27 protein-coding genes are annotated in these 24,942 nt (G+C 48.1%); 10 read left to right on the forward strand and 17 right to left on the reverse strand.

The features are described 5' to 3' along the window. Window positions 1-70: 70 nt before the first annotated feature. The 3 genes from ruvB to ACTTK7_RS09045 form a co-directional block, all read right to left on the reverse strand. On the reverse strand, window positions 71-1,078 hold the full coding sequence (gene ruvB, locus ACTTK7_RS09035) for a Holliday junction branch migration DNA helicase RuvB (RefSeq protein WP_462867567.1): 1,008 nt from the start codon (window positions 1,076-1,078) through the stop codon (window positions 71-73). A 24-nt stretch (window positions 1,079-1,102) separates the two neighbouring features. Continuing rightward, the gene (gene ruvA, locus ACTTK7_RS09040) at window positions 1,103-1,711 is read right to left on the reverse strand and encodes a Holliday junction branch migration protein RuvA (RefSeq protein WP_462867569.1); all 609 of its coding nucleotides are present in this window, start codon (window positions 1,709-1,711) and stop codon (window positions 1,103-1,105) included. A gap of 141 nt (window positions 1,712-1,852) precedes the next feature. After that, window positions 1,853-2,611: a YebC/PmpR family DNA-binding transcriptional regulator gene (locus ACTTK7_RS09045; RefSeq protein ID WP_462867571.1), complete on the reverse strand. Its 759-nt coding sequence runs from the start codon at window positions 2,609-2,611 to the stop codon at window positions 1,853-1,855. Window positions 2,612-2,733: 122 nt separating this feature from the next. Here ACTTK7_RS09045 and ACTTK7_RS09050 point away from each other — a divergent pair, with 122 nt between their 5' ends. After that, window positions 2,734-3,291, forward strand: coding sequence for a 3H domain-containing protein (locus ACTTK7_RS09050; protein ID WP_462867572.1), 558 nt, complete (start codon window positions 2,734-2,736; stop codon window positions 3,289-3,291). Here ACTTK7_RS09050 and pheA read toward each other — a convergent pair. From pheA to ACTTK7_RS09070, 4 genes are read right to left on the reverse strand one after another with little or no spacing between them, the layout of a single operon-like run. Beyond that, on the reverse strand, window positions 3,288-4,178 hold the full coding sequence (pheA, locus tag ACTTK7_RS09055) for a prephenate dehydratase (protein WP_462867574.1): 891 nt from the start codon (window positions 4,176-4,178) through the stop codon (window positions 3,288-3,290). The two genes, ACTTK7_RS09050 and pheA, sit on opposite strands and share 4 nt — an antisense overlap. A gap of 28 nt (window positions 4,179-4,206) precedes the next feature. Continuing rightward, complete coding sequence (locus tag ACTTK7_RS09060) at window positions 4,207-4,647, reverse strand: ACT domain-containing protein (RefSeq protein WP_462867650.1); 441 nt, start codon at window positions 4,645-4,647, stop codon at window positions 4,207-4,209. Between the two features lie 55 nt (window positions 4,648-4,702). Then, entirely contained in the window at window positions 4,703-5,992 is a 1,290-nt protein-coding gene (gene obgE / locus ACTTK7_RS09065) for a GTPase ObgE (RefSeq protein ID WP_462867575.1), read from the reverse strand. Between the two features lie 22 nt (window positions 5,993-6,014). Further along, complete coding sequence (locus tag ACTTK7_RS09070) at window positions 6,015-6,557, reverse strand: Spo0B C-terminal domain-containing protein (RefSeq protein WP_462867577.1); 543 nt, start codon at window positions 6,555-6,557, stop codon at window positions 6,015-6,017. Window positions 6,558-6,742: 185 nt separating this feature from the next. On the opposite strand from ACTTK7_RS09070, the gene ACTTK7_RS09075 reads away from it, so the two are divergent. Then, window positions 6,743-7,696, forward strand: a complete 954-nt coding sequence (locus ACTTK7_RS09075; RefSeq protein WP_462867579.1) for an agmatinase family protein — start codon at window positions 6,743-6,745, stop codon at window positions 7,694-7,696. 47 nt (window positions 7,697-7,743) lie between these two features. Here the strand turns inward: ACTTK7_RS09075 and hemH are convergent, their stop codons facing one another. From hemH to liaF, 4 genes are all read right to left on the reverse strand, one after another. Continuing rightward, window positions 7,744-8,676 (reverse strand): ferrochelatase, encoded by a 933-nt coding sequence (hemH, locus tag ACTTK7_RS09080; protein WP_462867581.1) that lies wholly within the window; start codon window positions 8,674-8,676, stop codon window positions 7,744-7,746. Then, window positions 8,673-9,725 carry a uroporphyrinogen decarboxylase gene (gene hemE / locus ACTTK7_RS09085; protein WP_462867583.1) on the reverse strand — a complete coding sequence of 351 codons (1,053 nt, stop codon included), beginning with the start codon at window positions 9,723-9,725 and terminating at the stop codon, window positions 8,673-8,675. Before hemE ends, hemH begins: the two co-directional genes overlap by 4 nt. A 176-nt stretch (window positions 9,726-9,901) precedes the next feature. Next, the gene (locus ACTTK7_RS09090; protein ID WP_462867584.1) at window positions 9,902-12,058 is read right to left on the reverse strand and encodes a transglycosylase domain-containing protein; all 2,157 of its coding nucleotides are present in this window, start codon (window positions 12,056-12,058) and stop codon (window positions 9,902-9,904) included. Between the two features lie 68 nt (window positions 12,059-12,126). Next, window positions 12,127-12,918, reverse strand: coding sequence for a cell wall-active antibiotics response protein LiaF (gene liaF, locus ACTTK7_RS09095; protein ID WP_462867586.1), 792 nt, complete (start codon window positions 12,916-12,918; stop codon window positions 12,127-12,129). Window positions 12,919-13,128: 210 nt separating this feature from the next. Between liaF and ACTTK7_RS09100 the strand changes: the two genes are divergently transcribed. Continuing rightward, on the forward strand, window positions 13,129-14,307 hold the full coding sequence (locus ACTTK7_RS09100) for a M20 family metallopeptidase (protein ID WP_462867588.1): 1,179 nt from the start codon (window positions 13,129-13,131) through the stop codon (window positions 14,305-14,307). 44 nt (window positions 14,308-14,351) lie between these two features. On the opposite strand, the gene ACTTK7_RS09105 is transcribed toward ACTTK7_RS09100, so the two are convergent. After that, window positions 14,352-15,563 (reverse strand): ABC transporter permease, encoded by a 1,212-nt coding sequence (locus tag ACTTK7_RS09105; RefSeq protein WP_462867590.1) that lies wholly within the window; start codon window positions 15,561-15,563, stop codon window positions 14,352-14,354. Next, window positions 15,560-16,306 carry an ABC transporter ATP-binding protein gene (locus tag ACTTK7_RS09110; RefSeq protein ID WP_462867592.1) on the reverse strand — a complete coding sequence of 249 codons (747 nt, stop codon included), beginning with the start codon at window positions 16,304-16,306 and terminating at the stop codon, window positions 15,560-15,562. The genes ACTTK7_RS09105 and ACTTK7_RS09110 overlap by 4 nt, the downstream gene beginning before the upstream one ends. 176 nt (window positions 16,307-16,482) lie before the next feature. On the opposite strand from ACTTK7_RS09110, the gene ACTTK7_RS09115 reads away from it, so the two are divergent. From ACTTK7_RS09115 to ACTTK7_RS09135, 5 genes are all read left to right on the forward strand, one after another. Then, on the forward strand, window positions 16,483-16,911 hold the full coding sequence (locus ACTTK7_RS09115) for an HIT family protein (protein ID WP_462867594.1): 429 nt from the start codon (window positions 16,483-16,485) through the stop codon (window positions 16,909-16,911). A gap of 34 nt (window positions 16,912-16,945) precedes the next feature. Then, complete coding sequence (serC, locus tag ACTTK7_RS09120) at window positions 16,946-18,031, forward strand: 3-phosphoserine/phosphohydroxythreonine transaminase (protein WP_462867596.1); 1,086 nt, start codon at window positions 16,946-16,948, stop codon at window positions 18,029-18,031. Window positions 18,032-18,341: 310 nt separating this feature from the next. Beyond that, the gene (locus ACTTK7_RS09125) at window positions 18,342-18,566 is read left to right on the forward strand and encodes a hypothetical protein (protein WP_462867597.1); all 225 of its coding nucleotides are present in this window, start codon (window positions 18,342-18,344) and stop codon (window positions 18,564-18,566) included. Window positions 18,567-18,605: 39 nt separating this feature from the next. Next, window positions 18,606-19,169: an HTH-type transcriptional regulator Hpr gene (locus ACTTK7_RS09130; protein WP_322525681.1), complete on the forward strand. Its 564-nt coding sequence runs from the start codon at window positions 18,606-18,608 to the stop codon at window positions 19,167-19,169. 185 nt (window positions 19,170-19,354) lie between these two features. Further along, window positions 19,355-19,903, forward strand: coding sequence for a DUF3267 domain-containing protein (locus tag ACTTK7_RS09135; protein ID WP_462867599.1), 549 nt, complete (start codon window positions 19,355-19,357; stop codon window positions 19,901-19,903). 38 nt (window positions 19,904-19,941) lie between these two features. Here ACTTK7_RS09135 and ACTTK7_RS09140 read toward each other — a convergent pair whose 3' ends face one another. Further along, window positions 19,942-20,511: a YpmS family protein gene (locus tag ACTTK7_RS09140; protein WP_462867601.1), complete on the reverse strand. Its 570-nt coding sequence runs from the start codon at window positions 20,509-20,511 to the stop codon at window positions 19,942-19,944. Between the two features lie 161 nt (window positions 20,512-20,672). Here ACTTK7_RS09140 and ACTTK7_RS09145 point away from each other — a divergent pair, with 161 nt between their 5' ends. Together ACTTK7_RS09145 and ACTTK7_RS09150 are read left to right on the forward strand one after the other, a co-directional pair. After that, on the forward strand, window positions 20,673-20,858 hold the full coding sequence (locus ACTTK7_RS09145) for a hypothetical protein (RefSeq protein WP_022793771.1): 186 nt from the start codon (window positions 20,673-20,675) through the stop codon (window positions 20,856-20,858). A gap of 121 nt (window positions 20,859-20,979) precedes the next feature. After that, window positions 20,980-21,903 (forward strand): peptidylprolyl isomerase, encoded by a 924-nt coding sequence (locus tag ACTTK7_RS09150; RefSeq protein ID WP_462867603.1) that lies wholly within the window; start codon window positions 20,980-20,982, stop codon window positions 21,901-21,903. A 25-nt stretch (window positions 21,904-21,928) separates the two neighbouring features. Here ACTTK7_RS09150 and ACTTK7_RS09155 read toward each other — a convergent pair whose 3' ends face one another. The 3 genes from ACTTK7_RS09155 to yidC form a co-directional block, all read right to left on the reverse strand. Then, entirely contained in the window at window positions 21,929-23,308 is a 1,380-nt protein-coding gene (locus ACTTK7_RS09155; protein WP_462867605.1) for a sensor histidine kinase, read from the reverse strand. Continuing rightward, the gene (locus ACTTK7_RS09160) at window positions 23,305-23,994 is read right to left on the reverse strand and encodes a response regulator transcription factor (protein WP_298788123.1); all 690 of its coding nucleotides are present in this window, start codon (window positions 23,992-23,994) and stop codon (window positions 23,305-23,307) included. Before ACTTK7_RS09160 ends, ACTTK7_RS09155 begins: the two co-directional genes overlap by 4 nt. Window positions 23,995-24,153: 159 nt before the next feature. Continuing rightward, the gene (gene yidC, locus ACTTK7_RS09165) at window positions 24,154-24,918 is read right to left on the reverse strand and encodes a membrane protein insertase YidC (protein ID WP_462867607.1); all 765 of its coding nucleotides are present in this window, start codon (window positions 24,916-24,918) and stop codon (window positions 24,154-24,156) included. Window positions 24,919-24,942: the final 24 nt, after the last annotated feature.

The following is a 24,942-nucleotide window of genomic DNA, read 5'->3' on the forward strand; positions in this document are numbered from 1 at the left end:
ATATAGGAGTTTACTGTTTTATGCACGAAAGAAATCCAGCACCGCAAAGTGCTGGCTCCTTAAATACGGCTCAAGTATTTTCTTCCTGATACGGATAACCGAAATGCTCGTACGCAAGTGGAGCTGCTTTTCTTCCCCGTGGCGTCCGCTGCAAAAATCCGATCTGCATTAAATACGGCTCATACACGTCTTCAAGCGTATGGGCCTCCTCCCCGATCTTCGCCGCTATTGCCTCCACACCGGCCGGGCCGCCCCGGAAGGTTTCAATTAAGCCGAGCAGGTATTTATGATCAATATGGTCAAGGCCGAGCTTATCCACCTGCAGCCGTTCCAGGGCATGATTTGCCAGTTCCATCGTGATGCTTCCGTCCCCCTGCACCTGGGCAAAATCACGCACCCGTCGCAGCAGCCGGTTCACTACCCGGGGCGTCCCGCGGGATCTTCTGGCCAGCTCGTAGGCTGCCCCTTTATCAATACTGAGCTGGAATAAATCTCCCGAACGCCGGACAATTTCAGCCAGGTCCTCCTCCACGTAGTATTCCAGGCGCGCATGCACTCCAAAACGATCTCTGAGCGGTGCGGAAAGCAGGCCCGCTCTCGTAGTGGCGCCAATCAGCGTGAACGGGGGAAGATCAAGGCGGACAGAACGCGCAGAGCTGTCCTTGCCAATCACGATATCGATGCAAAAATCCTCCATCGCCGGGTAGAGGACTTCCTCCACCGCCCGGGGGAGCCGGTGTATCTCATCGATAAAAAGTACGTCACCGGGCTCGAGAGCTGTCATGACCGCGGCCAGATCTCCGGGCCTTTCAATAGCAGGACCGCTCGTCGTCCGGATGTTTACATTCATCTCACGTGCAATAATCATGGCAAGCGTCGTTTTTCCAAGGCCGGGCGGTCCGTAAAGCAATGTATGGTCAAGCGGCTCTTCCCGAAGCTTAGCCGCTTCAATAAACACTTCCAGGTTTTCCTTTACTTTCCGCTGTCCGATATATTCCCGGAGCCGGTCCGGACGAATGCTTTGTTCCACCAAATCTTCTCCTGATTCTGCTTCCTGAGAAACAATTCTATCTTCCAAGAATTTTTCCTCCTCCGTTTTCTGCTATGTGAGCATCCACTGCAGGGCTTTTCTTACATATTCATCTGCACTCAGCTGTTCTTTCTCCAAATGCGGGCGCACTTTTTTGATTTCTTTTTCTCCGTAGCCAAGAGCCGTCAGCGCTTCAAGCGCTTCCTCGAGGTCTCCGCCCGGCTGCTGCTCGTCAAGCAGGGACACCGGCGCTCCCGCAACTGTTACCGCATCATAAACGCCGGTCAGTTTTCCTTTCAGGTCGATAATCATCTGCTTTGCTGTTTTTTTACCGACCCCCGGGAATTTCGTTAAAAACGTTTCGTCTTCGTTTTCAATAGCTCCTACGACCTGCCCCGGGTCCCCGGAGGCAAGAATCGCCTGAGCGCCTTTCGGCCCTATTCCCGAAACCTGCAGCAGCTGTTCAAACAGCTCGCGCTCTTTTCTTGAACGAAAGCCGTACAGACGATTCACGTCCTCTTTTACATACTGATATGTATATACTACTGTTTCTTCATCTGTCTGCTGGCCGTTAAATACAAAAGGATTAGAGCAATAGATTAAATAGCCGATCCCGTTGTTTTCAATCGTGATCGTGTCTCCTTTTATATGATCCACGCGTCCCTTTACGAATTCGATCACTGCGGTCCTCTCCTTGCCTTATTGAAATGCGAACATGCTTTCCTATATCATAGCAAAGATCGCCCTCGTTGAAAAATGACTATTCGCCCAGTCTGCCAAACGGCTGCGCGTTAAAAACCTTCCACCGCCGGGGTGAAAGGTTTACTGGGAAACTTCCAGACGTTCCATCTGCTCTTCTTCTGCTTCAAAGTTATGGTATACGCTCTGCACATCGTCATTGTCTTCCAGCGTATCGATCAATTTGAGCATTTTCCGGGCATGCTCATCTTCTAACTGGGCTTTCGTTTCCGGAATCATGGTAACCTCCGCCGTGGAAAAGTGATACGTATGCTCCATAGCCCCTTTTACAGCCTCGAAATCCTCGGGCTCCGTGTAAATATAAAAGCCGTTGTCATCGTACTCCACATCATTCGCTCCGGCTTCCACCGCTTCAAGCATGAACGTATCTTCATCGGATTCAACGTTTTCACGGTCGACGGCCAGAAATCCTTCTTTATTGAAAAGAAACGAGACACAGCCATTCTCCCCGAGGTTTCCTCCATTTTTGTTAAAAGCGGCGCGAATATCCGCCACAGTCCGGTTTTTATTGTCCGTTAACGTTTTTACCATTACAGCCGCTCCGCCGGGGCCGTACCCTTCGTACGTCATTTCTTCGTACTGCAGTTCTGCGCCCTGTCCTTTTGCTTTTTTGATGGTCCGCGTAATATTTTCATTTGGAATATTCGCTGCCCGCGCTTTTGTGATCGCCATACGCAAACGAAGGTTCTGGTCGGGATCATCTCCTGCCTCCCGGACAGCGGCGAAAATCTCCTTCGACAATTTTGTGAATATCTTTGCCCGCCTGGAATCCTGAGCTTCTTTACGGCGTTTAATATTGTTCCATTTCGAATGCCCTGCCATTACGTTTCCCCTTCCTGTCTTCACCGCCCGATATAGATTAAAACGGCGGCAGTTTTTAATTTACAATAAAAACACATTACCGCTATGATATAGAGTAGCAACCAACAAAGTGAGGTATTATTATGCCTAATCATTCATCTAAAAAAATGCTTGGAGCCGACCGGCGCAATCAGCTGCTCGAATGGCTTGAAATGTCCGCACGGCCGCTGACCGGGAGCTCTCTTGCTTCAAGGGCGAGCGTCAGCCGCCAGGTCATCGTCCAGGACATGTCGTTACTGAAAGCCCAGGGACATCCAATTCTCGCCACGTCCCAGGGCTACATTATTATCAAAAACAAGGAAACGCACCAAACGGTACGAAAGCGCGTAGCCGTCTCCCATCCTTCCGACCCGGAGAGCACCCTCGAGGAGCTGTACTTGATCGTAGATCACGGGGGGAAGGTTGTTGATGTTTCCGTTGAGCATCCCGTGTACGGAGACATTACCGCATCCTTAATGATCGAGAGCCGGATTGATGCGGACCGCTTTATTGAGAATATGAAAAACACAAATGCTTCCATGCTCTCAGAGCTGACCGCCGGCGTGCATCTTCATACCATTGAAATTTCTTCGCTCGCTCAGTTCAACATTCTGCTTGAAGCTTTAGAAAATCATGCCTACCTGATCAACGAAGACAATTAGCCTGATGTCCGGCTGTCTACCTTCGCCTCGGCTGTAGAGAGTTCAAAGCACGGATAATGCCCGAGAACCCGGACACCGAAGCCGAGGGCCTCAAGCTCCGCAATAACGCCTGGAATCAAAATATCGTCCTCCGGCTGTTCCACGTCCATCACAAAAAAGTAATTTCCAATCCCGGTCTTCATCGGCCGGGATTCAATTTTTGTTAAATTTAGCTTCCGCCATGAAAAAGCTGCGAGTACTTGGTGCAAAGCCCCGGGGTAGTCGGACGGCAGCGTAATGACCATCGTCGTCCTCTCCGTTGCTTTCTTTTCTTCCGAAAGACCTTCTGCTCGGTCTTCACTGCCTGCGAGCACTACAAAGCGGGTGTGGTTGTTCGTATAGTCATGAATGTTTTCCTTCACGATCTCCAGACCGTACTGCTCCGCAGCAAGCCTCGTCGCAATAACCACCCCTTCGGCAGCACCTTCACTCAGTTTTTTTGCAGCGGCGCTCGTGGAATTCGTGAATTGTGCTTTCGTCTCCGGCATCCACCGGCTTAGAAACTCATGGCACTGGGCGATGGCGTGCGGGTGTGAATGCACAAATTCCGCCTGTTCCCATTGCTCCTTTTCCTCCGGACGAGCCAGCAGGTGCTGCTCAATCGGTACAGTCACTTCTCCAATAACCGGCAGTTCATGCTTATGAATCAAATAGTCCAGGGTCACATTCACCGATCCCTCGATCGCATTTTCAAGCGGTACGACAGCAATATCTATCTCCTGCTGCTCGGTCAGCTTCATCCCTTCTGCAATCGTATCAAAGGGCTCGAGCACCTGCTCATGAAACAGCACCCGCGCTGCCATTTCTGTGAAAGTCCCCCTCGGGCCAAGATATCCCACTCGCTTCACTCTCTCCACTCCTTTACCTTTCTACTCTTTACAGCGATCCGGAGCCAACTATTTCAGTCTTTTCCACAAATTCCATTCCCTGAATTTTGCGGACAAAGTCACGGATTTCCAGACTGAGCGCCGACGTATCAACAGTTAACGTGATGTTGGCCCGCCCCTGCAGTGGAATCGTCTGATTAATGGTCAGGACGTTTGAATTCGCTTCTGCTACAATACGCAGCAGCTCCGAGAGGGAGCCTGAACGGTCGGCGAGCTGGATCGATAATGTAATAATCTTCTCCTGTATCATCGTATGGAACGGAAAAATAGCATCCCGGTATTTGTAAAATGCGCTGCGGCTCAGATCCACATGCTGTACCGCTTCTGCCACCTTGTGCACCTTCCCGCTTTCGAGCAGTGCTTTTGCTTCCAACGTTTTCTGCATTGCATCTGTCAACAGATCTTCCCGTACAAGATAGAAATGATCAATTCTGTCTGCCACTGCTTTCACCACACTCTTTTATACTCTGATTTATACTGACTGGTCACCCATCAACAAATTCGAACTCAAAGTCCAGCAGCCTTACTGTATCACCGTGCTTAGCTCCTCGCTCGCGCAGTGCTTCATCAACGCCCATGTTGCGCATTTTCCTTGAAAAACGCTGCATTGAATCTTCGTGGGAGAGATCCGCCATTCTATAGTGTTTTTCGATGTCCGGTCCGTAGAGCACATAAGCACCGTCGTCGGCACGGCCGATATAAAACGGAGCTTCTTTTTCATCAAGCGTGTATACCACTTTTTCTTCCTGGTCCTCTTCATCATATAAATGAAAGGCAGGTGTCGTTTCCACCAGGTCCGCCACTCGTTGCAGAAGCGGCTGAATGCCCTGCTTTCTAAGTGTAGATACAGGAAACACTTCAATACCTTCCGGGAGCTTCTTTTTAAACTCTTCAAGCTGTTCCTCCGTGCCTGGCATGTCCATTTTGTTAGCCATTACCACCATTGGACGCTCAAGCAGCCGGAGGTTGTGCTCCCGCAGCTCCGCATTGATCTGCTGGAAATCCTCAAACGGGTCACGGCCTTCAAGCTCTCCGGCCATGTCCACGATATGCACAAGCACCCGTGTCCGTTCAATATGCCGCAGGAATTGGGCTCCGAGCCCAACGCCTTCATGAGCTCCAGCAATAAGTCCCGGGAGGTCCGCCATGACAAAGCTTTTTCCTTCTCCTGCATCCACAACGCCGAGGTTCGGCTTCAGTGTAGTAAATGGATAATCGGCAATTTTCGGCCGTGCCGCTGATACAATAGACAATAGCATGGATTTACCGACGCTCGGAAAACCGACGAGACCAACGTCTGCCAGCACCTTCAGCTCAAGCTGAATGTCTTTTTCCTCCGCCGGTTCACCTTTTTCGCTGATTTCCGGAGCTGGGTTGGAGGGAGAAGCAAATCGCGTGTTCCCACGGCCGCCACGGCCGCCTTTTGCCACTACCACGCGCTGTTTATGCTCTGTTAAATCCGCAATCATAGCCTCGGAGCTGCGGTCACGGATGATGGTACCCGGCGGTACACGGACAATTAAATCTTCGCCGCCTCTGCCGTGCTGGTTTTTGGATCTTCCATTGTCTCCGCGCTTTGCTTTAAAGTGGCGCTGATAACGGAAGTCCATCAATGTCCTGAGCCCTTCATCCACTTCAAAAACTACATCTGCGCCTCTGCCTCCGTCGCCTCCGGCCGGTCCGCCGTCCGGGACATACTTTTCCCGACGAAAGGCGACCATGCCATCTCCGCCATCGCCGCCTTTTACATATAAATTTACGTGATCTACAAACAATTCTTTCACCTCATTAGTATTCTTACTGACCGCCTGCTTGATCGACAATGACGCAATATAGGTGTTCTGTGCTTACTTCTATATACTCAATCATATCTATCATTACGGACTCTTTTCGTATCCACTGTTCAAGCCTCTCGGGACTCTTTAATTCACCTTCAAAATCGAGCTCCAGACACGGAAGCCCGCCATCGTTCTGGTTGATGGAAATTTCGAGATGGTTATTTCTCGTTCGCTCGGCCTGTTCATCAATGTGCGCTGCCAGACCTTGAAAAAAACGAGTCCATTTTTGATCGTCCGGTTTGGCACTGAACGTATCCTCCACCTCAAAATCAATGGAAAACCAGTGTTCCTGCCAGTGGAACGTTATCAGTTCGACAGCGAACGTTGGAGCCTGTACATTTGACAGCTTGGCTTCATGGGAAGCTTTAAAGCTCGTTTTTTCGATCACTTTCTGAAGCTCTTCCACTTTACCAAGCGCAGCGTGTGTTTTCAGAAGCTGCAGGACATTCATCCAGTCATGCCGGGAATGCTTCAATACGTCCAATTTCTCTTCAGCGTTCATAGGAGTTACCGCCTTTCCACTTCACTGCGCCGCTGCCGTACAGTTTGTTCCACTGCTTCGAACGCAAAACTACTCACATATGGTACACTTTATTGTATCACATGTCACGTGGTAAACGTATCCGGGCATGTACACTTCTTCACTCCCTATACATTGAAAATCATACACAGAGAGGGTGCTGACATATGAACCGACCACTCATTTACGGAAATACACCGACCTTCCTTCATGCTTCTTCAGTAGCAAAGGATTTATCGAAAGCAGCAAACTATCAGGCAACTATTTACGGCGTGCCATGGGAGGGAGCGGTAACCTGGGGAGCGTATACAGGCTGTGAGCTTGGTCCGAAGGTGATCCGCCAGTGCTCCGAGCGCTACAGCGGCTATCTGCCTGAGCTTGACGGCATCGATGTACTCAGCCATTACAGCCTCGCAGATGCCGGCGACGTTTCCACCACGCCAGCCGACGTCCCGGCCACGATGGAAACAATTCAGTCCTTCGCTTCTTCTTTATGGGCATCCGGCACTTTTCCTGTCGGCCTTGGAGGCGACCACGGCATCACATACCCGGTCGTGCGGGCGCTTGGTGAAACTACCGGAAAAAAAATCGGCATTATTCATATCGATGCCCACTTTGATAATAACGACGAATCGATGGGCGACGAGTTCGGGCGAGGTTCCCCGTTTGCCCGCCTGTATGAATATGAGCAGGTGAGAAACGAAAGCCTCGTGCACCTCGGCATTCACGGCCCGCGCAATAAAGCCGTCAATGGCAGATCCGCCAAGGAAGCGGGCGCTGTTACGATTACCATCGACAAAATCCGAAATGCTCCGGATTTAAAGGCGTTTGCCAGAGAAGTCTATGACACCGCTTCTGAGGGGACCGACGAAGTATATTTAAGTATCTGCAGTGATATTTTAGATTATGCCTACAATCCGGGCGGCCCGGCGGATGCCAACGGTCTCCACCCCGAGCAGCTGCTCACTCTCATTCATGAATTCGGTATACACGGAGTCTGTGGCATGGATTTTGTTGAAGTCTATCCGCAGCAGGACCAAAATGATTTTTCCTCCCACTTTGTCACACTGGCTGTGCTTTATGTACTTGCCGGCAGATTAAAGCAGGAAGGAAAAGCATAGCAATACAAGGAGGCGCCCTTTCGTCATCGAAAGGACGCCTTTTTATATTACGAGGAAACCTTCTGTTCCACTAAAGAATCAATCGCGTCACCGAGCGCCTCTAAAAATTCACGCTGGCTGTTTGGCATTTCCGGCCGGTAGTATGCCGCTCCCACACTGTCGCAGGCATCTTTACATTCAACATCATTATCAAACAATACTTCAAGATGATCCGCTACAAATCCTACCGGACAGTAGACGAATGACTCATAGCCGTATTGATGGTGCAGATCCTTCGTTAATTCCTGCACATCCGGTCCAAGCCATGGATCCGGGGTGTTGCCTTCACTCTGCCAGCCAATATCGTAGTGCTGAACATTGGCACGCTCTGCGATCCATTGGGCGGTTTCTTTCAGCTGTTCCGGATACGGGTCTCCTTTGGCGATGATTTTTTCCGGCAGGCTGTGAGCAGAAAAGATAACACACGTTTTCTCTTCATCAAGCCCGTCAAGCATAGTACGCACCCGTTCAGCCCAGTAGTGCAGAAACTTTGGCTGGTCGTACCAGCTTTCTACACTGTGAATCGCCGGGCCATGGATGCGGGAGGATTCTTCCTGGGCCCGTCCATTATAAGACTTTACGCTGAATGTCGAAAAATGCGGCGCGAGGACGATGCTGTACGCCTCTTCGATGCCGTCCTCTTTCATTTCAGCAACAGCATCCTCGATAAACGGGTCAATGTGCTTTAAACCAATATAAACGTGAAATTCCCGTTCCGGGTGACGTTCGTTCATCACCTCGCCCAGGCCATAGGCCTGATCCTCCGTAATTTTTGCAAGCGGGGACACCCCGCCGATTGCTTTATAGCGGGAGACCAGATCCTCCAAAGCTTCTTCGGATGGTTTGTTTCCACGCCGGATATGGGTATAATAGCTTTCTACTTCGTCGAGGCTTCTCGGAGTTCCATAAGCCATCACCAGAAGGCCGGTTTTCTTTTTCATCGTCTTCCCTCCAACTGTTCTTTCGAATATTCGTGAACGAAAGCTGTTAAACGTTTCAACGTATCAGGCTTCACATCCGGGAATACACCGTGCCCCAAATTAAAAATAAACCCGGGATGCTGAATGCCTTCATCAATAATAGCGGCAGCTCTTTTCTCTATTTCCGGCCACGGAGCAAGCAGCAGGCTCGGATCCATGTTGCCCTGAAGCGTTTTAGTGACGCCCCGGTTTCTTGCTTCAAGAATGGAGGTCCGCCAGTCCAGTCCAATAATAGAGAGAGGCAGGTCGTTCCAGTCTTCAAGCAGATGGCCGGCACCGACTCCAAACATGGACACCGGCACGTTCTTTTCTTCCAAAGCCGCAAAAATTCTGCTCATGACCGGCTTCACGTACTGCCGGTAGTCGGCGGCGTTTAAAGCACCGACCCAGGAGTCAAAGATTTGAATAGACTGGGCACCGGCCTCTATCTGGGCACCGGCGTACCGAATCACCATATCGCCAAGCGTCTCCATCAAGGCAAACCAGGCGTCCGGCTGGGAGTACATAAAGCTTTTCGTCCGGTGGTAGTTTTTCGACGGGCCGCCTTCAATCATGTAGCTTGCCAGGGTAAATGGGGCCCCGCTAAAGCTGATTAACGGCACATTCAGCTGCTGACGCAAAAGCTTGATTGTTTCAAGCACGTAGTCGATATCCTTTTCCGGTTCAAGCGTTCCAAGCTGTTTTACATCGTCCAGCGTTTCAATCGGGCGGTCAATCACCGGGCCGATGCCTGGTTTTATTTCTACATCTACGCCGATAGACGGCAGCGGTGTCATAATGTCTTTATATAAAATAGCCGCGTCGTTTTGATACTGCTCCACAGGGAGCCGGGTTACATATGCACACAGTTCGGGGTCATGAGTAATTTCCACCAGCGAATACTTCTCTTTTAATTTACGGTATTCAGGCTGTGACCTCCCTGCCTGGCGCATGTACCATACCGGCACGTGTCCGGTATAGTTTCCTCCTGCTGCTTCTAAAAAAGTATTATTGTATAAGGTTTCTTTCATTTTTGGGCACTTCCTCTCTGCCTGCTCACCATTCAATTTCGCACAATCACCTTTTCTGTTTTTACCATAACCTGCCCGATCCTGTCATGTATAGTGCATTTCGACAACATTCATAAAAAATTCATGAACGCCGGGCGCAAATAAGGCAGCCCGCCAAGGCTGCCTCTAATTCTCTGTTACCCTCCTATTCCAAAAATAGAACGGGCCTGTACCTCTGCCGTGTTCGACTTTTCACCCTCCTGGTTTGTCGGTTCATAGGAAGGGACGACAATATACTCTCTTAAATTAAATGGGTTTGCATTTTGGATCGTGTAGCTCCCCTGTCCGCGGACCTGATCGATTTCTTCGCGTTCTCCGTCTGTCACTTCGTAAATTGTGTAATTAACACGATCGTCTTCAGATGCTTCCCACGTAAGCTCCACGTTTAAGAAGCCATCACCGGCAAATGTAAGATCCCCTTCAAGCGAATCAATTTCCGGAAGCTCCACAGGCTCCTCCAAATCACGTACACCTTCGGGTTTTTCAAAGTCTACCGCGCTGTTTCCAGCAGGTGTTTCGTTCAAAATGGATTTAAACAGCTCTACCGCATGGGAACTGCCGCCGGTTAAATAATTGTCTTCGGTTGTCTGGTCATACCCCATCCAAAGCGTGCCCGTCCACTGCGGCGTATAGCCGGCGAACCAGGCGTCTCTTGCCCCGTCTTCGACCGCTTCAAATGAAGTGGTTCCCGTTTTACCGGCTAAATCATACGAGGTGCTTCCGGCTGATGCTGTTCCGTTTTCCACTACATTTTCGAGCATACGGGTCATGTACCATGCATTCTGCGGGTCCATCACCTCCTGCTCTTTTGTTTCATTTTCCACAATAATATTTCCGTTACGGTCTTTGATGTTTGTAATAAAGTACGGCTCTGTTTTTGTTCCATTATTTGAAAACGTCGTATACGCTTCAGTTAACTGGGCCGGGGTGACCCCGTTTTCAAGACCGCCAAGAGCCGTCGCCAGTCCGTCCCCCTGGGGCTCGATACCTGATTCCTCTAAAAAATCATTCGTTGCGCTGCGGTCAAGCCTGTCATAGAGCCATACTGCTGATGTATTGATGGACTGCTCCAGCGCTTCGCTCATCGTCACCTCGCCCTGAAACTCCCCGCTGTTATTTTTCGGGGAGTAGCCGTCGTAATCCAGTTGTTCATCCTTGAGTGTCGAATAAGGCTCATAATCCCCGGATTCAAGGGCCGGTCCATACACTGCCAGTGGTTTAAAGGCTGAACCCGGCTGCCGCTGCACCTCCGCCCGGTTCATCCCCTGGCGTTCGTAATCCCTGCCGCCCTGCACCGCGACAACTCCGCCGCTGCTGTGATCCATCATAAAGAAGGCACTCTCCGCATCCTCCGATCCGTCCGGGTAATACGTATCTTCCTGCATCAGGCTGTAGGAAGCTTTTTGCATATCTTCGTTCATCGGCACCTGGATCGTATATCCGCCTTTGTAAATTTCTTCAGGTTCAATGTTGTATTTTTCCTGAGCTTCCTTCATGAGCATATCCACATACGTGTAGTATTCCGGATGGGTCTGCTGCTCCTGAAGACCGGAAGGAAGAGACGCAGAAGTTGCTGCCGCTTTTTCTTCTTCTGATATGTACCCTTCCCGTTCCATAATGGCGATGACAGTGTCTCTTCGTTCTTTGGCCTCCTCCGGCTCATCCACCGGTGAATAGTTGCTCGGCCCTTTCACCATAGCCGCAAGCATAGCGCCTTCTTCAACGTTCAATTCGGAAGCGTCTTTCCCGAAATACTGCTGAGAGGCAGACTGGATTCCGTAAGCTCCGTGACCGAAGTAAATCTGGTTTAAATAGTACCCCATTACTTCATCCTTGGAGAATTTCTTTTCAAGCCCCATAGCAATCAGCACTTCCTTCGTTTTACGTAAGAAGGTCTGGTCACTCGAGAGAAAAGCATTTTTCGCCAGCTGCTGGGTAATCGTACTTCCGCCCTCAACAATTCCACCGGCTAAAATATCACGGTACAGCGCACGCGCAATCGCTCTCGGGTCAATACCGCGGTGGTCATAAAACCTAATATCTTCAATGGAAATAAATGCTTCTTTTACATGATCCGGTATCTGTTCTTCGTCGATAACTTCCCTGTCCTCTGAATACAGCTCCGCCAGCTGTTCCCCGCTGTCATCAACTATTGTCGTTGTTTCATTCATCGTCAGCTGCTTTTCACTGATCGCAGCAGCGCCGATGACAACGGAGGATAAATATATGCCAAAAATCAGAAGAAAAGCCGCCGCAGCTATCAGCAGCCGTTTTCCCCATTTCCGTTTATTCATGAGCTCTGCCACCCTCGCTTTTTACACAAATATTCTATCCCGCTTTAGTCGGCAGACATTTCGTTAAGTTACACGGAAACAGCTGGATGTTTTGCATACTTCACCTGAATGCTGCCGACGACAAGCTCTGCCTCAATATTTAATGTTACCTGTGTCTGCTCTTTCGCCTTATGCTCGACCTTCATCGCTGCCTTCAGGCCCTCTTCCTTATAGCCGAGCACCTTCGTTTCGCCAACAAGTGTTTTTGCGTCGACGTTAACGTCCCAGTTCTCCGGAACAAAAAGCTTAATGCTCCCGGCCATGCCGCTGATTCGTACAGGTACTGTCTCTTCCTCTGTTTTAGCTTTCGAAAAATCTATAATCACTTCGCCTGCTCCGTACTGGACGGCAGCTTCACGGAGTCTGAAGGGTTTCTTTATATACACACACTGACCTGCCAAAAAGCGGTGCTGTGCCGGAAGCTCCCGTTCCTGCCCGGCCCGGCGCACCTCATGTGCGTAGGAGGTGCTTCTTTTGTTCCGGCTTTTTTCCTCAGACGTATTCAGGTCTTTATCGATATCTATTTCTCTGCGGGAGCTGCTCCACCAGAAATAAAACAGAATAATACCCGCAAGGAAGAGCACAGTGATGACCGCTGTAAATATAAAAGGCACATCCGCCCGGTTGGATACGTGCAGCAGAGCGAGACCGACAAACATGGCACTGAGCCAGTAATTCCGCTGGTAGACAAAAAAGCAGGCAAGGCTTAATGCTATGATAGGCCATATGAATAAACTCGCGTCAAAACCGAGCTGGGAGGATACGATACTTACGCCGGCAATAATAATACCCAGTCCTAAAAAACCGGTTCTTTGGCTCATGCTTTCTTTCCGCCCTTCTTCTGTTTATTTTATAAATATACGCAGCAGGACGACCGCCCGTCCCAGATTTCCTTATTTTATTTTCCGGAAAGGATCATGTATGATAAGAAAATACTATACAGCTTATATATCTATTATACGCTACTCCTGAATGGAGACACACCTATTTTCATTCTGTTCATTACGTTTCAATAAAGGATGTGAACCTTTGTGGATAATTTATTCAGCAGATTAGAAGAGCTTTACCCGGAAATGGTCGAGATTCGCAGGTATCTGCACCAGTACCCTGAGCTTTCCTTTGAGGAAGAACAGACGCCAGCCTACATAGCCGATTACCACCGGAAGCTGGGGCATGAGGTGCGTACCAATGTAGGAGGGCGCGGTGTCACCGCAGTTCTCCGCGGGGAAAAACCCGGGCCCGTCATCGCTCTCCGGGCGGATTTTGACGCCCTGCCCATCCAGGAGGACACTGGTCTTCCTTTCGCTTCAAAGACGGACGGCGTGATGCATGCCTGCGGTCATGACGGCCATACCGCGTATCTGCTTGTCCTGGCTAAAGCCCTTCAGGAGGAAAAGCACAGCTTAAGCGGCACTATTGTTTTCATCCACCAGCACGCGGAAGAATATGCTCCCGGCGGCGCGATTGAGATGATCCGGGACGGCTGCCTTGAAGGGGTGGACGTCATCTTTGGCACGCACTTATGGGCAACGGTGCCCTACGGGACTGTGCAGTACTGCGAAGGACCGATGATGGCTGCTTCAGACCGTTTTCATATTACGATTCGCGGCAAGGGTGGGCACGGGGCCCAGCCGCACCTTACTAAAGACGCTATTGTAATCGGATCCCAGGTGGTCACCAGTTTACAGCAGATTGTGAGCCGCCGCCTCGATCCGCTTCATTCCGGAGTGCTGTCCGTTGGCTCTTTTGAAGCTGTCAATGCCTTTAACGTGATTGCCGACAGCGCGAAGCTTACCGGCACTACCCGCTGCTTTGATGAAAACGTGCGGGACGTGTTCGAAGAAGAAATCGGAAAAATTGTCCACGGCACCTGTGAAGCCGCCGGAGCCGAAGCCGACTATGAATACCTGCGCGGCTATCCCCCGGTAGACAACCACCGTAACGAAGCCCAGTTTATTGCTGAATGTGCTGAAAAAACAGCGTTGGTAAAGAAGACAGAATATATGAGCCCCTCGATGGCTGGAGAGGATTATGCGCATTATCTCCAGCATGTGAAAGGAACCTATTTCTTCACAGGAGCCGGCCATCCGGACTGGGAAACGACGTATCCGCACCACCATTCGAAATTTGACATTGATGAACGGGCGATGCTCACCGCAGCCCAGGTCATCGGAAGAGCCGTTTTGGAATACCCCGGCACTTCTTCATAATCACAGGCCCCCTTTCTCCTCGCGGAAAGGGGGCCTGTCGTCTTTTATACCATCTCTTTTTGCTTTCTCCGGGTAACCCAGCGGGGATAATACAGAAGAAGCAGCGCCACAAATAAAATAAGTGCTGCGGTTACCAAAAGCGACTGCCCGATCCAGGCGTGAAGCAGAACGATTCCCGCTCCCTGCACCGTCAAAAGCGCTCTTGTAAACGTAATAAATGCCTGTTCCTTCCACTTGACGGGCACAGGATACAGATCCGGCCAGTCAATGGTGGCATAGTGGCTTTTCAGAGCCTGCAGCTGTACAGCGGTCATATAAAGAAACAGTCCGCCAATCCCAAGGCGCATCCATTCCGGAGCAAAGGCGTACATAATCAACCCGCAGACGACAAGCAGACGGATAAACATACCTGCGTATTCTCCTGAACGAACAAAAGCTTTGCCGTACAAATACAAATACGTATTTTCCTGCTTATGGGAAATTTTATCCACAAGTGATGCCAGCCAGCGCCGGCGTTTGATTTTCACTTCAATATGGGGGACTTCCGCAAACGACTGAACAAACCGGTAAAATTTCGCCAGCTGATGGTTTTCGGCTTCTAAAAGCACTTCCCAGCGCAAAAGCAGGGAAGCAGAACGCCTCTTTACCAGCTGCCAGTGCCCGATCATTCCAAGGAGTCCAGCGCCGGCCAGAAAAATGCTCCCCCACCAGGCAGCGAGCATTAAAAGAGCCGGCCAGACCCAGCGAACCGCTGTGGATATGTAACGATGAGTATGGTTGTGCCATTTCCATTCTTCCCATTTAATAAATGTTGTCAAAAAGGTTATTACGAGCAAAAGCAGAAGCATGCCGATATAACCAGCGCCCCCGGCGGCGGTGCGCTCCTGAATAACCGGGCCGAGAACGATATATACGGCCAGTACTTCCACTCCCTGCAGAGCCGCTGAGTAGCGAATGGATTTTTTGAAAAATGGCGCCATCCGCTTTTCAAGCGGGAGAAGAAATACAAGGTCTCCGGACTGAACAAATGGCCGGATCGGCCCGCGAAGCGTTAATACAGAAAAAATCAGCCAGAGAGCAATTACCACCCACGAAGACTGTGGGAGCCAGTCCAGAAAAGCCGGGTAAAATACTGCTCCGGCGAACAGGAGAATATACAGTGCAAACATAAACCCGCTGTTTCCGATTAACCGCAGGTAACGGCCGGCCTTTCCCCAAAAAGCTCCTGCCCGCTCGTTCCACCATTGCCCGGTCATGATGTGATTTCTCCTTTGGTTACTTCAATATACAAATCATCAAGGTTCGCTCCCGGCATACCTGCCTGATCCTGGATTTCCTTCATGGTTCCCTTCAAAGCGACCCGTCCTTCATGCAGCAGTACAAAGCGGTCACAATAGCGTTCTGCGGTCGCCAGAATATGCGTCGACATTAAAATCCCCGCTCCGTTTTCTTTCATTTCCACCATCATATCGAGCAGTGATTTAATGGCTACCGGATCGAGCCCGACAAACGGTTCATCGACGACGTACAGCTTCGGCTCCACCAAAAAGGCGCACATGATCATCACCTTCTGCCTCATTCCTTTGGAAAAATGATTGGGGAACCAGTTTTTCCGCCGGGTCATCTGGTAGGTTTCCATCAGCTTTTCACTTCGCTTCTCCCAGACGCCTTCCGGAACCCCGTAAGCAATTGCTGTCAGGCGCAGATGCTCCCAGAGCGTCATTTCTTCGTATAATATAGGTGATTCAGGAATGTATGCCAGCTGTTTCCGGTAAGCTTCCGCGTCCTCATGAATGGTTTTACCATTAATATAAATTCCGCCCTCCACCGGCTCCATCAGTCCGAGAACGTGCTTGATTGTCGTGCTTTTCCCCGCGCCGTTCAAACCGATTAAGCCTACAATTTCCCCGGGCCCCACATCAAATTCCAGGTCATGGAGCACCGGCTTATGGATATTGTAACCGCCGGTAATATGATCGATAGTAAGTAATGCTGTCATACAAACGCTCCTTCAGCTAAGTAAAATACAGTCTTTTTATATTCTACACAGTTTCACCGTATTTTGTATATTTTTGCAGGGAATTTATTTCTTCTTACATTTCCATTTAACTCTAAACTGTAACTACGTATAATAGGATAGTAGATATACTTACGTTTAGAAAGGAGATCAACACTATGGCACACAATGATGACTGCATTTTCTGCAAGATAGCATCCGGGGAGATTCCTGCTTCTGTCGTCTATGAGGATGACGACCTTCTGGCATTTATGGATCTGGGCCAGACCACGAAGGGCCACACCCTTTTAATTCCGAAGGATCATCAGGAAAACATTTTTGAACTGCGTCCCGAAACTGCAGCGGCTCTTTTTAAAAAAGCCCCGGAAATTGCGAACGCTATAAAAGAAGCCTTCCAGCCAGACGGCATGAATCTTCTAAACAACAATAACAGCGTGGCATCGCAATCCGTTTTTCATTATCATCTTCACTTCATTCCACGTTATACAGAAAACGATGGGTTCTCTTTTACATTTACCGATAATAACGAACAGTACACAAGCGCTGATTTAGCCGATATGGCTAAAGGGATTGCCGATCGTTTATAGATAAATAAATATGGATGGCTAAAGGAGAGAGCATATGTCACGCGCATATAATTTTAACGCAGGTCCGGCTGCCCTGCCGGACGAAGTTTTGGAAAAAGCCCAGAAGGAAATGCTTGATTTTAACAATACTGGCATGAGCGTTATGGAGCTCAGCCACCGAAGTTCTGATTACGAACAAGTGCATAACCAGGCTCAGGAAAGGCTCCGGCATCTGCTCGATATTCCGGAGGATTATGACGTATTGCTTCTGCAGGGAGGAGCGAGTCTGCAGTTTTCAATGCTTCCGATGAACGTCCTCCAATCCGGGGAAACGGCTAACTATATTTTAACAGGCTCCTGGTCGGAAAAAGCATTAAAAGAAGCTCAGATGATCGGACAGACCCGGGTCGGGGCTTCGGCAAAGGAGCAAAATTTCACCCATATTCCTGATATCGACGCCCTTCAGCTCGACAGCCGGGACAAATACGTACACATTACCACAAACAATACTATTTTCGGCACGCAGTGGCAGGAGCTTGATTATAACTGGCTTTCCCCGGTAGTCGCCGATATGTCGAGCGACATTTTAAGTCGTCCGGTTCCGGTCTCATCGTTTGGAGCGATTTACGCAGGCGCTCAAAAAAATCTCGGTCCGTCCGGCATTACCGTCGTTATCGTCAAAAAAGACTGGGTCAGCCAGGCTCCCGAACACACCCCGACCATGCTCCGCTACGGTACCCATGCGGAAAAAAATTCGCTTTTCCATACCCCGCCGACATTTGCTGTTTACCTTCTGAATGAAGTGCTCGGCTGGATGGAAGAACGCGGAGGCGTCCTTGGCATGCAGCAGCGCAACAAGGAAAAAGCGGCTCTCCTGTATGACACTATTGACGGCAGCGGTGGGTTTTACCAGGGTCATGCTGAAACAGACAGCCGATCTTCCATGAACGTCACATTTAATCTTCCTACGGAAGAATTGAATAAACAGTTTTTAGCTGACGCTAAGCAGGCCGGTTTTGTCGGATTAAACGGCCACCGATCTGTCGGCGGATGCCGGGCGTCCATTTATAACGCTGTTTCCAAGGAGAGCTGCCAGGCTCTGCAGGACTTTATGCTTACCTTTCAAAAAAATCACCAGTAGGTTTTAATCAGCGGAATTATCCGCTGATTATTTTTATAAAATAAAAATTTATAGGATTCTCTTCCTTCGAGACACCCGAAATTGTTTGAAATTGTTTATTTTTTCACTGAATTCGCCTATACTACTATTAAAGAATAATATATTAAAAATGTATTTCAAGGAAGGAATGAGGCGGATGGATCTGAAATCTCTTTTTGCCGGTATATTCACAGGATCGTTAGCTAGCAGTTTAATTATACTTTTTACTACACCTGCTTCTGGTCCTGCTGTAAGACATTCCATTAAGCACTCGGAATGGAGTCGCTCCGGCTTGAAATCCTCAACAAAGAAATCAGCCATGGAGGACTGGCAGTATGCTGCTACAGAAGGCTTCCAGGCATTTGATGTGCTGACCAAAGAAATGAAAAAAACCTATAAGCGTTACAAGCAGGAAGTTGAACCCGAGGTCGCCTCTATTCAGGAACAGGTAAAAGATATTTCTGATTCCATTTCTCAATTAAATAAGCAGATCAAAAAAGAAACGAGGCGTTCCTAGTCACTGATAACCCAGCTTATAAGAGAGGGGGGTCTTTAATTGGACTCTTCATTTGATGCCAAGCAGTCGATATTATTCAGTCTCCGTGCTGCACAGCTGTCTAAAGCATTATGGAAATCGGTGGAAAAAGATTGGCAGGAATGGGTTAAACCCTACAATTTAAATATTAATGAATTTCAAATTCTCTGGGTCGCGCACCAATTAGAGGGCGCTTCCGTTTCCGGAATTGCGAAGTTCGGGGTTATGCATGTCTCAACAGCCTTTAATTTTTCGAAAAAGCTGGAAGACCGGGGCCTGTTAAAATTTTCAAAGAAAACGAATGATAAACGCAATACGTATATCGAGCTAACAGAAGACGGCGAAAGCCTGCTTCTCTCCATCCTCGAGTCCTACGAAAAAGAAACATTTCAGGTTTCTGAAGGAGCCCTTCCCATCAAAGAGCTGTACGGAAAGTTTCCCGAGTTTTCTGAACTTATGACCATCGTACGCTACATTTATGGAGAAGAATTTATGCATTTGTTTGAAGAGTCCCTCCAGTCTTTTGAAAATGATTTTATGGATAAAGACGGAACCCTCCTTCCAGCAGACAGATCTGCCAAATAAACCTTTCACAGACCACCTGCTCTGCTCAGGCTCCCTGCATCAGCGTATTGGCTTCTTTCCTCTTCTGTAGAGCGAATTATTAGAAATTTCGTTCTATATATATTTTTTTATAACCCTATTGATTTTTTCTTCTTTTGGTATTACATTATTCAAAGTTGGGGTTTGGAGAGAGAGGAGGCCGTCGCATGAATTGCTGGAAATCAGTAAATCTACGAAAAGAAAACAACACAACAAAAATGACAATCATGTCGGTAGGATTTTCCTTTTTAACTTTTATGTTTGCTTTTTTAATCTTTAGTTCGCTGCAGCCGGAAACACAGCTAAAAGGTATCGGCCTGGAAGTTCTTCTTTTAATAATGCTTATGATCTACCCTCTGCATTCTATTTTGCACGCCGTACCGCTTTGGATGATTGGTATAGCCACAACCTGGAAATTCGACAGAGACCGCAGGAAGCAGCTTCCTGTGATTAAATACAGCTTCAGTAAACCAGTATCTCGAAATATGTACGTTATTACCATGCTCAGTCCGTTTATAGTTCTTGGGGCCGCAAGTATTGCAGGGGCCATACTCATGCCCGGCTATATGCATTACTTCCTTATTGTTTTTTCATTAAACAGCGGCATGGCCCTTAAAGACTTTGCTTTTATCCGCCAGCTGGTGAGAGCTCCAAAGCACTGTACGGTGGAACGAAAGCTTGACGGCATGGATATTGTACTGAAACAGCCTTCTTAAGTAAAAGATCCCGGCGCCGCTTCGGCGCCGGGATCTTTTTATCTGCCTACAACAAAGACAATATCGTCTTCCTCCAGATTGACCTTCTCTGCCCGAACAGTGTACTCTTCATCTTCACTCCACTGATCAAGACGTATTCTAATCGTTTCTTCCTCCGGATTAATCTGGACAAACTCCGGAAATTCCGACTGGTTCTGCACGACTGTCAGTACTTCCGGCCCCGGCAGTGGAAGCCCCGCAATGGAGAAATCATCCTTCTGCAGCTCGACATTTCCGTTCTCTAAAGCTTCGGGCACAAAGCTCAGCTCAATATCAATTTCACGACCGAGAAGCTCCAGCGCAGAAATAATTTTAAACTGACCGTCTTCCACCACTAAGTCGGCTCTTTCGTTTTCCATCTCTGCTTCTAAAATATTATTCACCTGCGCGGAATTTGTTTCCCCGGTAAAGTACGGTTGAAATTCTTCCTCTTCAGAAGTCTGCGGTTCTGTTTCGGTGGATCCACTTTCCTGGTCCAGAGAAACCCACCAGAAGACTACAGCACCGATGATAATAATGTTGATAACCAAAAGCAGAATGAATAAAATTTTCCATATGTTCCGCGCCAAGCAGATCCACTCCTTTTTTCTTGTAACAACTGCTTTTTCACTATATCATGTTCGGCAAAAACGTTATAGATATAATATCTTTTTCTTTGCTCCTACGGGTTCTGCCTATCTTTTTGCTTTATGATTTGTTATGGTAGTATCGTTAGGAATGGGGGAATTTTATGTTTATTCTTTTCTTTATTGTATTCGCTGTTGCTTATCTGTTTATCATGAACTCCATGACCAATAAGTTTGTAACCCAGCGGGAAGTCCCGGATGAAAAACAGCCGAAGGTCTTCAACACTATCAATATACTTGTGACCATCCTGTTGATTTCATCGTATGTTGAACTTCTTTTGGCAGCCTAAAGCTGAGAATTTCGATCCTATTGTATAATGCAATAGGATTTTTTACATTTATCGACAGTTTTAAACTTTTTAATATGGTATAATATTAAAGCACCATGAACATACATAGGGAGCTGGAGAAATGAAAAAATATATTTTTACAGTCGCAGGGATCAGTGGAGCCCTTCTGCTTGCGTCCTGCAGCAATGAAGGCAGCGCAGCGGGAGACGATGCGATTGTTGAAGTGAACGGCGAAAGTATCTCTGAGCAGGATTTAATGGATGATTTAAAGGACAATTACGGCGAAGGTGCCTTAAACAATCTCATTCAGCAAAAAGTATTGAATGATAAAGCCGATGATCTTAATATTTCAGATAAGCAGGTTACTCAAAAATTCAAATCTATGAAAGAGCAGTACGGCATAGACGATAATGATCAATTCCTTCAGACTGTACAGGAAAATATGGGCGTTCAGGTTGAGAGTGTGAAAGCTTTCAAGGAGCAGTATATAAAGCCGCAGATCGTGGTTGATGAGCTGGGCTCCCAGGATGTTGATGTAACCGAAAAAGAAATGAAAAATTACTACGAAGAAAATAAAAACGATCTTGTGCAGGTCGAAGCAAGCCATATTCTTGTTGAAAGTGAAAAAGAAGCAGACGAAATAATCAAAGAACTCGAAGGCGGCGCAGATTTTGCTGAGCTTGCAAAAGAAAAGTCTGTCGATACTGCTTCTGGTGAAAGTGGCGGAGAGCTTGGTTATTTTGGTAAAGGTGAAATGACGGAGGCTTTCGAGGAAGCTGCCTTTAACATGAATATGGACTCCATTTCCGAAGAACCTGTCGAAACGGAGCACGGCTTCCACGTTATTAATGTCACCGGCAAAAAAGAAAGCTATAAAGAATTAAAAGATGATATTAAACAGACGCTTGAAGCTGAAGAACAGCAGGACGGCCAGCAGGTACTGAATGAACTCATGCAGGACGCTGATATTAACGTCGAAAACGAAGAATACGAGGACTGGGTGCAGACATTCACTGAAGCAAGTGAAGAGAGCTCAGACAGCTGACATCTTATACAAAAAACCGGGGCGGTTACGCCTCGGTTTTTTGTGTTTCTATTTCGTTTTCAGCCGGGAGCCTGATCGTAAACCGAACCCCTGTCTCCGTATTAGCAGCCTCTTTTGACGCTTCGTGCAGTTCAGCAATTTGGCTGACAATCGCAAGACCAAGCCCGAACTGGCCTTTATTTCCTTTTCTGAACGGCGTAAAAATGTATTCAAGCTCTTCTTCATTAATGTTTTCGCCGTTATTTTCAACAGTAATTTCCACCCGGCCGTCCGGATGCTTTACTGCTTTAATCCAAATACTGTCTTCTGCGTAGCGCAGCGCATTTTCCACCAGGTTTTCAAGCAGCACCCGCATATGCTCAGCGTCTGCATACATACGTACGCTTGCCCCTTCAATATAAAAACGGATATCGCTGCGCTGCAGACGAAAACGTTCTTCAATTGCATAAGCCAATTTACCGAAAATGATTTCTTCGTATTCAATCGCCTCTGTTTTTAGCGAATCAAGCTTCGTGTAATACAGCATATCCCTTACTCTTTTATCCATGCGGTTCGCTTCATCTATAATGACATCCATCGTTTTTTCCATATCCTTTTTAGGCAGAATGCCATCCTTAACGGACTGCGCATAGGATTTGACCACCATAATTGGCGTCTTAAGCTCGTGGGAGGCGTGCTGGATAAATGTTTTTTGTGAATTGTCGTAACGTATTAAGTTTTGACGCATCCGCTCAAACTGCTCGGACAGCTTCTGAAAGTCCTGATCTCCTTTCCAGTTGACAGGCTCCCGCCAATTTCTCTCAGCAATCTGCTCAAAGCGGTTGCCGAGCACCCGCAGCGGCTGCCGCAGGTAGCGCTTCAGCCAGATCGCCGGCAGCAGGCTTACAACGCTTGTAATGAGCAGTATGTACACCAGGCGGGTCCACAAACGGTTCACCATTGTATCTCTGTACGTATCCCACATGTAGGAGATCTGGAACGCTTCTTCTCCGTCCGACTCTACTTTTGTGATCACATAAAAAAGTGTAGCATCATTAAAAGTGAGCTCATACCTCTCCCGTTCCGCATTTTGATTGCCGGCATTTTCAAGCATTTCTTTTTCCACTTCTGCCGGCGGACGAGGTTCCCCGCTGACCGTTTCATTTTCAGTAACAAAAACGTGCCCCACCGACCGCTCTGCTTCCCGTCTTTCAATGAAATCCAGATCGTCCGATTCCGGAGGCGTGAAATAATCACTCAGCGGATTAACGAGCTGTGCCTGTTCTTCTTCAATAATCCGGTACGTTTCTTCCGTCAGCGTTCCACGGATCGAAATAGGATAAACGATAATAACCGTCAGACCGACCAGAACGATTATGGCAATAAAAGAGAGCCAAATGCGCTGGGTTAAATTCACTTTCATCATGACGGCAGAACACGATATCCGTACCCATACAGTGTCTCCAGATGAATTCTGGGCATTTTCTTCCGGACTCTGCGCACAACGTCATCTACAGCCCGCTCCGAGCCAAAATAGTTTTCGCCCCACACATGTTCAATAATATCCTCCCTCGACAGGGCTTTGCCTACCTCTTCGGTCAAAAGCAGTATTAAGTCCATTTCTTTTGTCGTCAGCTCGATATGGGCTTCATTATTTTCAGCATCCGTTACAGTACGTGCCTCCGGGTCAATATAATAATTATTTACTTCTGTCTTTTTTGTTTCGGTCTGCGATTCGCCGTATACCCGGGATAACAGTTTTTTAGCACGGATAATCAGCTCCTGGGGGAGAAATGGTTTCGCCAGGTAGTCATCGCTCCCCATTTCAAGACCGAGCACCCGGTCAAGATCCTGGTCTCTCGCGGAAATAAAAATTACCGGCACTTCCCCTTTTTTTGAAGACCGAATTTCTTTTAATATCTGATACCCATCCGTTCCCGGCAGCATAATATCGAGCACCCACAGGTGCGGCGGCTCTTCTTTAGCCTCCAGAGCGTCCGTGCCGTTATCAAAGACGGTGACCTCCCAGCCTTCCTTCTCCATATAGGGCTTCAATACTCCGGAAAGGTTTTCTTCATCTTCCACTAAATAAATTGTATATGCAGTCGTCATTTATCTTGTTCCTTCCTCTGAAGATACGTTTCCATCTGCTATTATCGTAGCAGTATTATTACTCAGTTTCCACTTTCCTCTTTGTTAGACGGTATTTACGCCTCAATGTTTCTATAAAAAAAGCCGCACTGCTTATCTGCAGGCGGCTTTCTTTCATGGTTACGTTGTTGTTTTTTCCTGCTGGGTTTCTTCCATTTTTTCTTTGCGCTTCGTGAACACGAGGGTCTGGAAAATCATAAACACACCGCCTGTAGCCCAGTAAAGAGAAAGGGCAGACGGCAGAAAGATTCCGGCTACGATCATCATCACCGGCATCAGCATCATAATTGGTCTCATGTTTTCCGGCATATCCTTCGCCGTGATTTTTGTTTGCAAAAACATCATCAGTCCGGCAAGGATTGGGAAAATGAAAAATGGGTCCGGCTCTCCAAGATCTACCCATAAGAAGCTGTGGGCTGCGAGCTCTTCTGTACGCTGAATGGCGAAATAAAAGGCCATCAAAATCGGCATCTGAAGCAGAATAGGCAGACAGCCCATCATCGGGTTCACGCCTTCGTCCCGGTACAGCTTCATCATTTCCTGCTGAAGCTTCTGTGCTTCCGCCTGGTTTTTCGAGCTGTACTTTTCCTGCAGCTCTTTCATTCTCGGCTGCAGCCGCTTCATGGCAATCGCACTGTTCTGCTGCTTTACAAACAAAGGAAGAAGTACAATACGGATAATGATCGTTACTGCAATGATTGAAAGGCCGTAATCCCCATTAAAAAATTGGGCAATCGTGATTAAAAGCCACGAAAACGGGTATACAAAGAAACGATTCCAAATTCCTTCACTGTCAGCCGATATAGCTTCCTGTTCGCCGCCACAACCGGCAAGCACCAGCATTAAAACACTTAACATTGCTATTAATTTCCACTTACTATTCACTACATTCACTCCTTCTTATTTTTC

This window comes from Marinococcus tarijensis (genome assembly GCF_054971385.1).

Coding starts and splice junctions, on each gene's coding strand:
- ACTTK7_RS09045 (WP_462867571.1), bottom strand. CDS start 2,611: ATGGCAGGGCATTCGAAATGGAACAATATTAAACGCCGTAAAGAAGCT.
- ACTTK7_RS09050 (WP_462867572.1), top strand. CDS start 2,734: ATGCCTAATCATTCATCTAAAAAAATGCTTGGAGCCGACCGGCGCAAT.
- ACTTK7_RS09070 (WP_462867577.1), bottom strand. CDS start 6,557: ATGAACGCTGAAGAGAAATTGGACGTATTGAAGCATTCCCGGCATGAC.
- ACTTK7_RS09075 (WP_462867579.1), top strand. CDS start 6,743: ATGAACCGACCACTCATTTACGGAAATACACCGACCTTCCTTCATGCT.
- hemH (WP_462867581.1), bottom strand. CDS start 8,676: ATGAAAAAGAAAACCGGCCTTCTGGTGATGGCTTATGGAACTCCGAGA.
- hemE (WP_462867583.1), bottom strand. CDS start 9,725: ATGAAAGAAACCTTATACAATAATACTTTTTTAGAAGCAGCAGGAGGA.
- ACTTK7_RS09090 (WP_462867584.1), bottom strand. CDS start 12,058: ATGAATAAACGGAAATGGGGAAAACGGCTGCTGATAGCTGCGGCGGCT.
- liaF (WP_462867586.1), bottom strand. CDS start 12,918: ATGAGCCAAAGAACCGGTTTTTTAGGACTGGGTATTATTATTGCCGGC.
- ACTTK7_RS09105 (WP_462867590.1), bottom strand. CDS start 15,563: ATGACCGGGCAATGGTGGAACGAGCGGGCAGGAGCTTTTTGGGGAAAG.
- ACTTK7_RS09110 (WP_462867592.1), bottom strand. CDS start 16,306: ATGACAGCATTACTTACTATCGATCATATTACCGGCGGTTACAATATC.
- ACTTK7_RS09115 (WP_462867594.1), top strand. CDS start 16,483: ATGGCACACAATGATGACTGCATTTTCTGCAAGATAGCATCCGGGGAG.
- serC (WP_462867596.1), top strand. CDS start 16,946: ATGTCACGCGCATATAATTTTAACGCAGGTCCGGCTGCCCTGCCGGAC.
- ACTTK7_RS09135 (WP_462867599.1), top strand. CDS start 19,355: ATGAATTGCTGGAAATCAGTAAATCTACGAAAAGAAAACAACACAACA.
- ACTTK7_RS09145 (WP_022793771.1), top strand. CDS start 20,673: ATGTTTATTCTTTTCTTTATTGTATTCGCTGTTGCTTATCTGTTTATC.
- ACTTK7_RS09150 (WP_462867603.1), top strand. CDS start 20,980: ATGAAAAAATATATTTTTACAGTCGCAGGGATCAGTGGAGCCCTTCTG.
- ACTTK7_RS09155 (WP_462867605.1), bottom strand. CDS start 23,308: ATGATGAAAGTGAATTTAACCCAGCGCATTTGGCTCTCTTTTATTGCC.
- ACTTK7_RS09160 (WP_298788123.1), bottom strand. CDS start 23,994: ATGACGACTGCATATACAATTTATTTAGTGGAAGATGAAGAAAACCTT.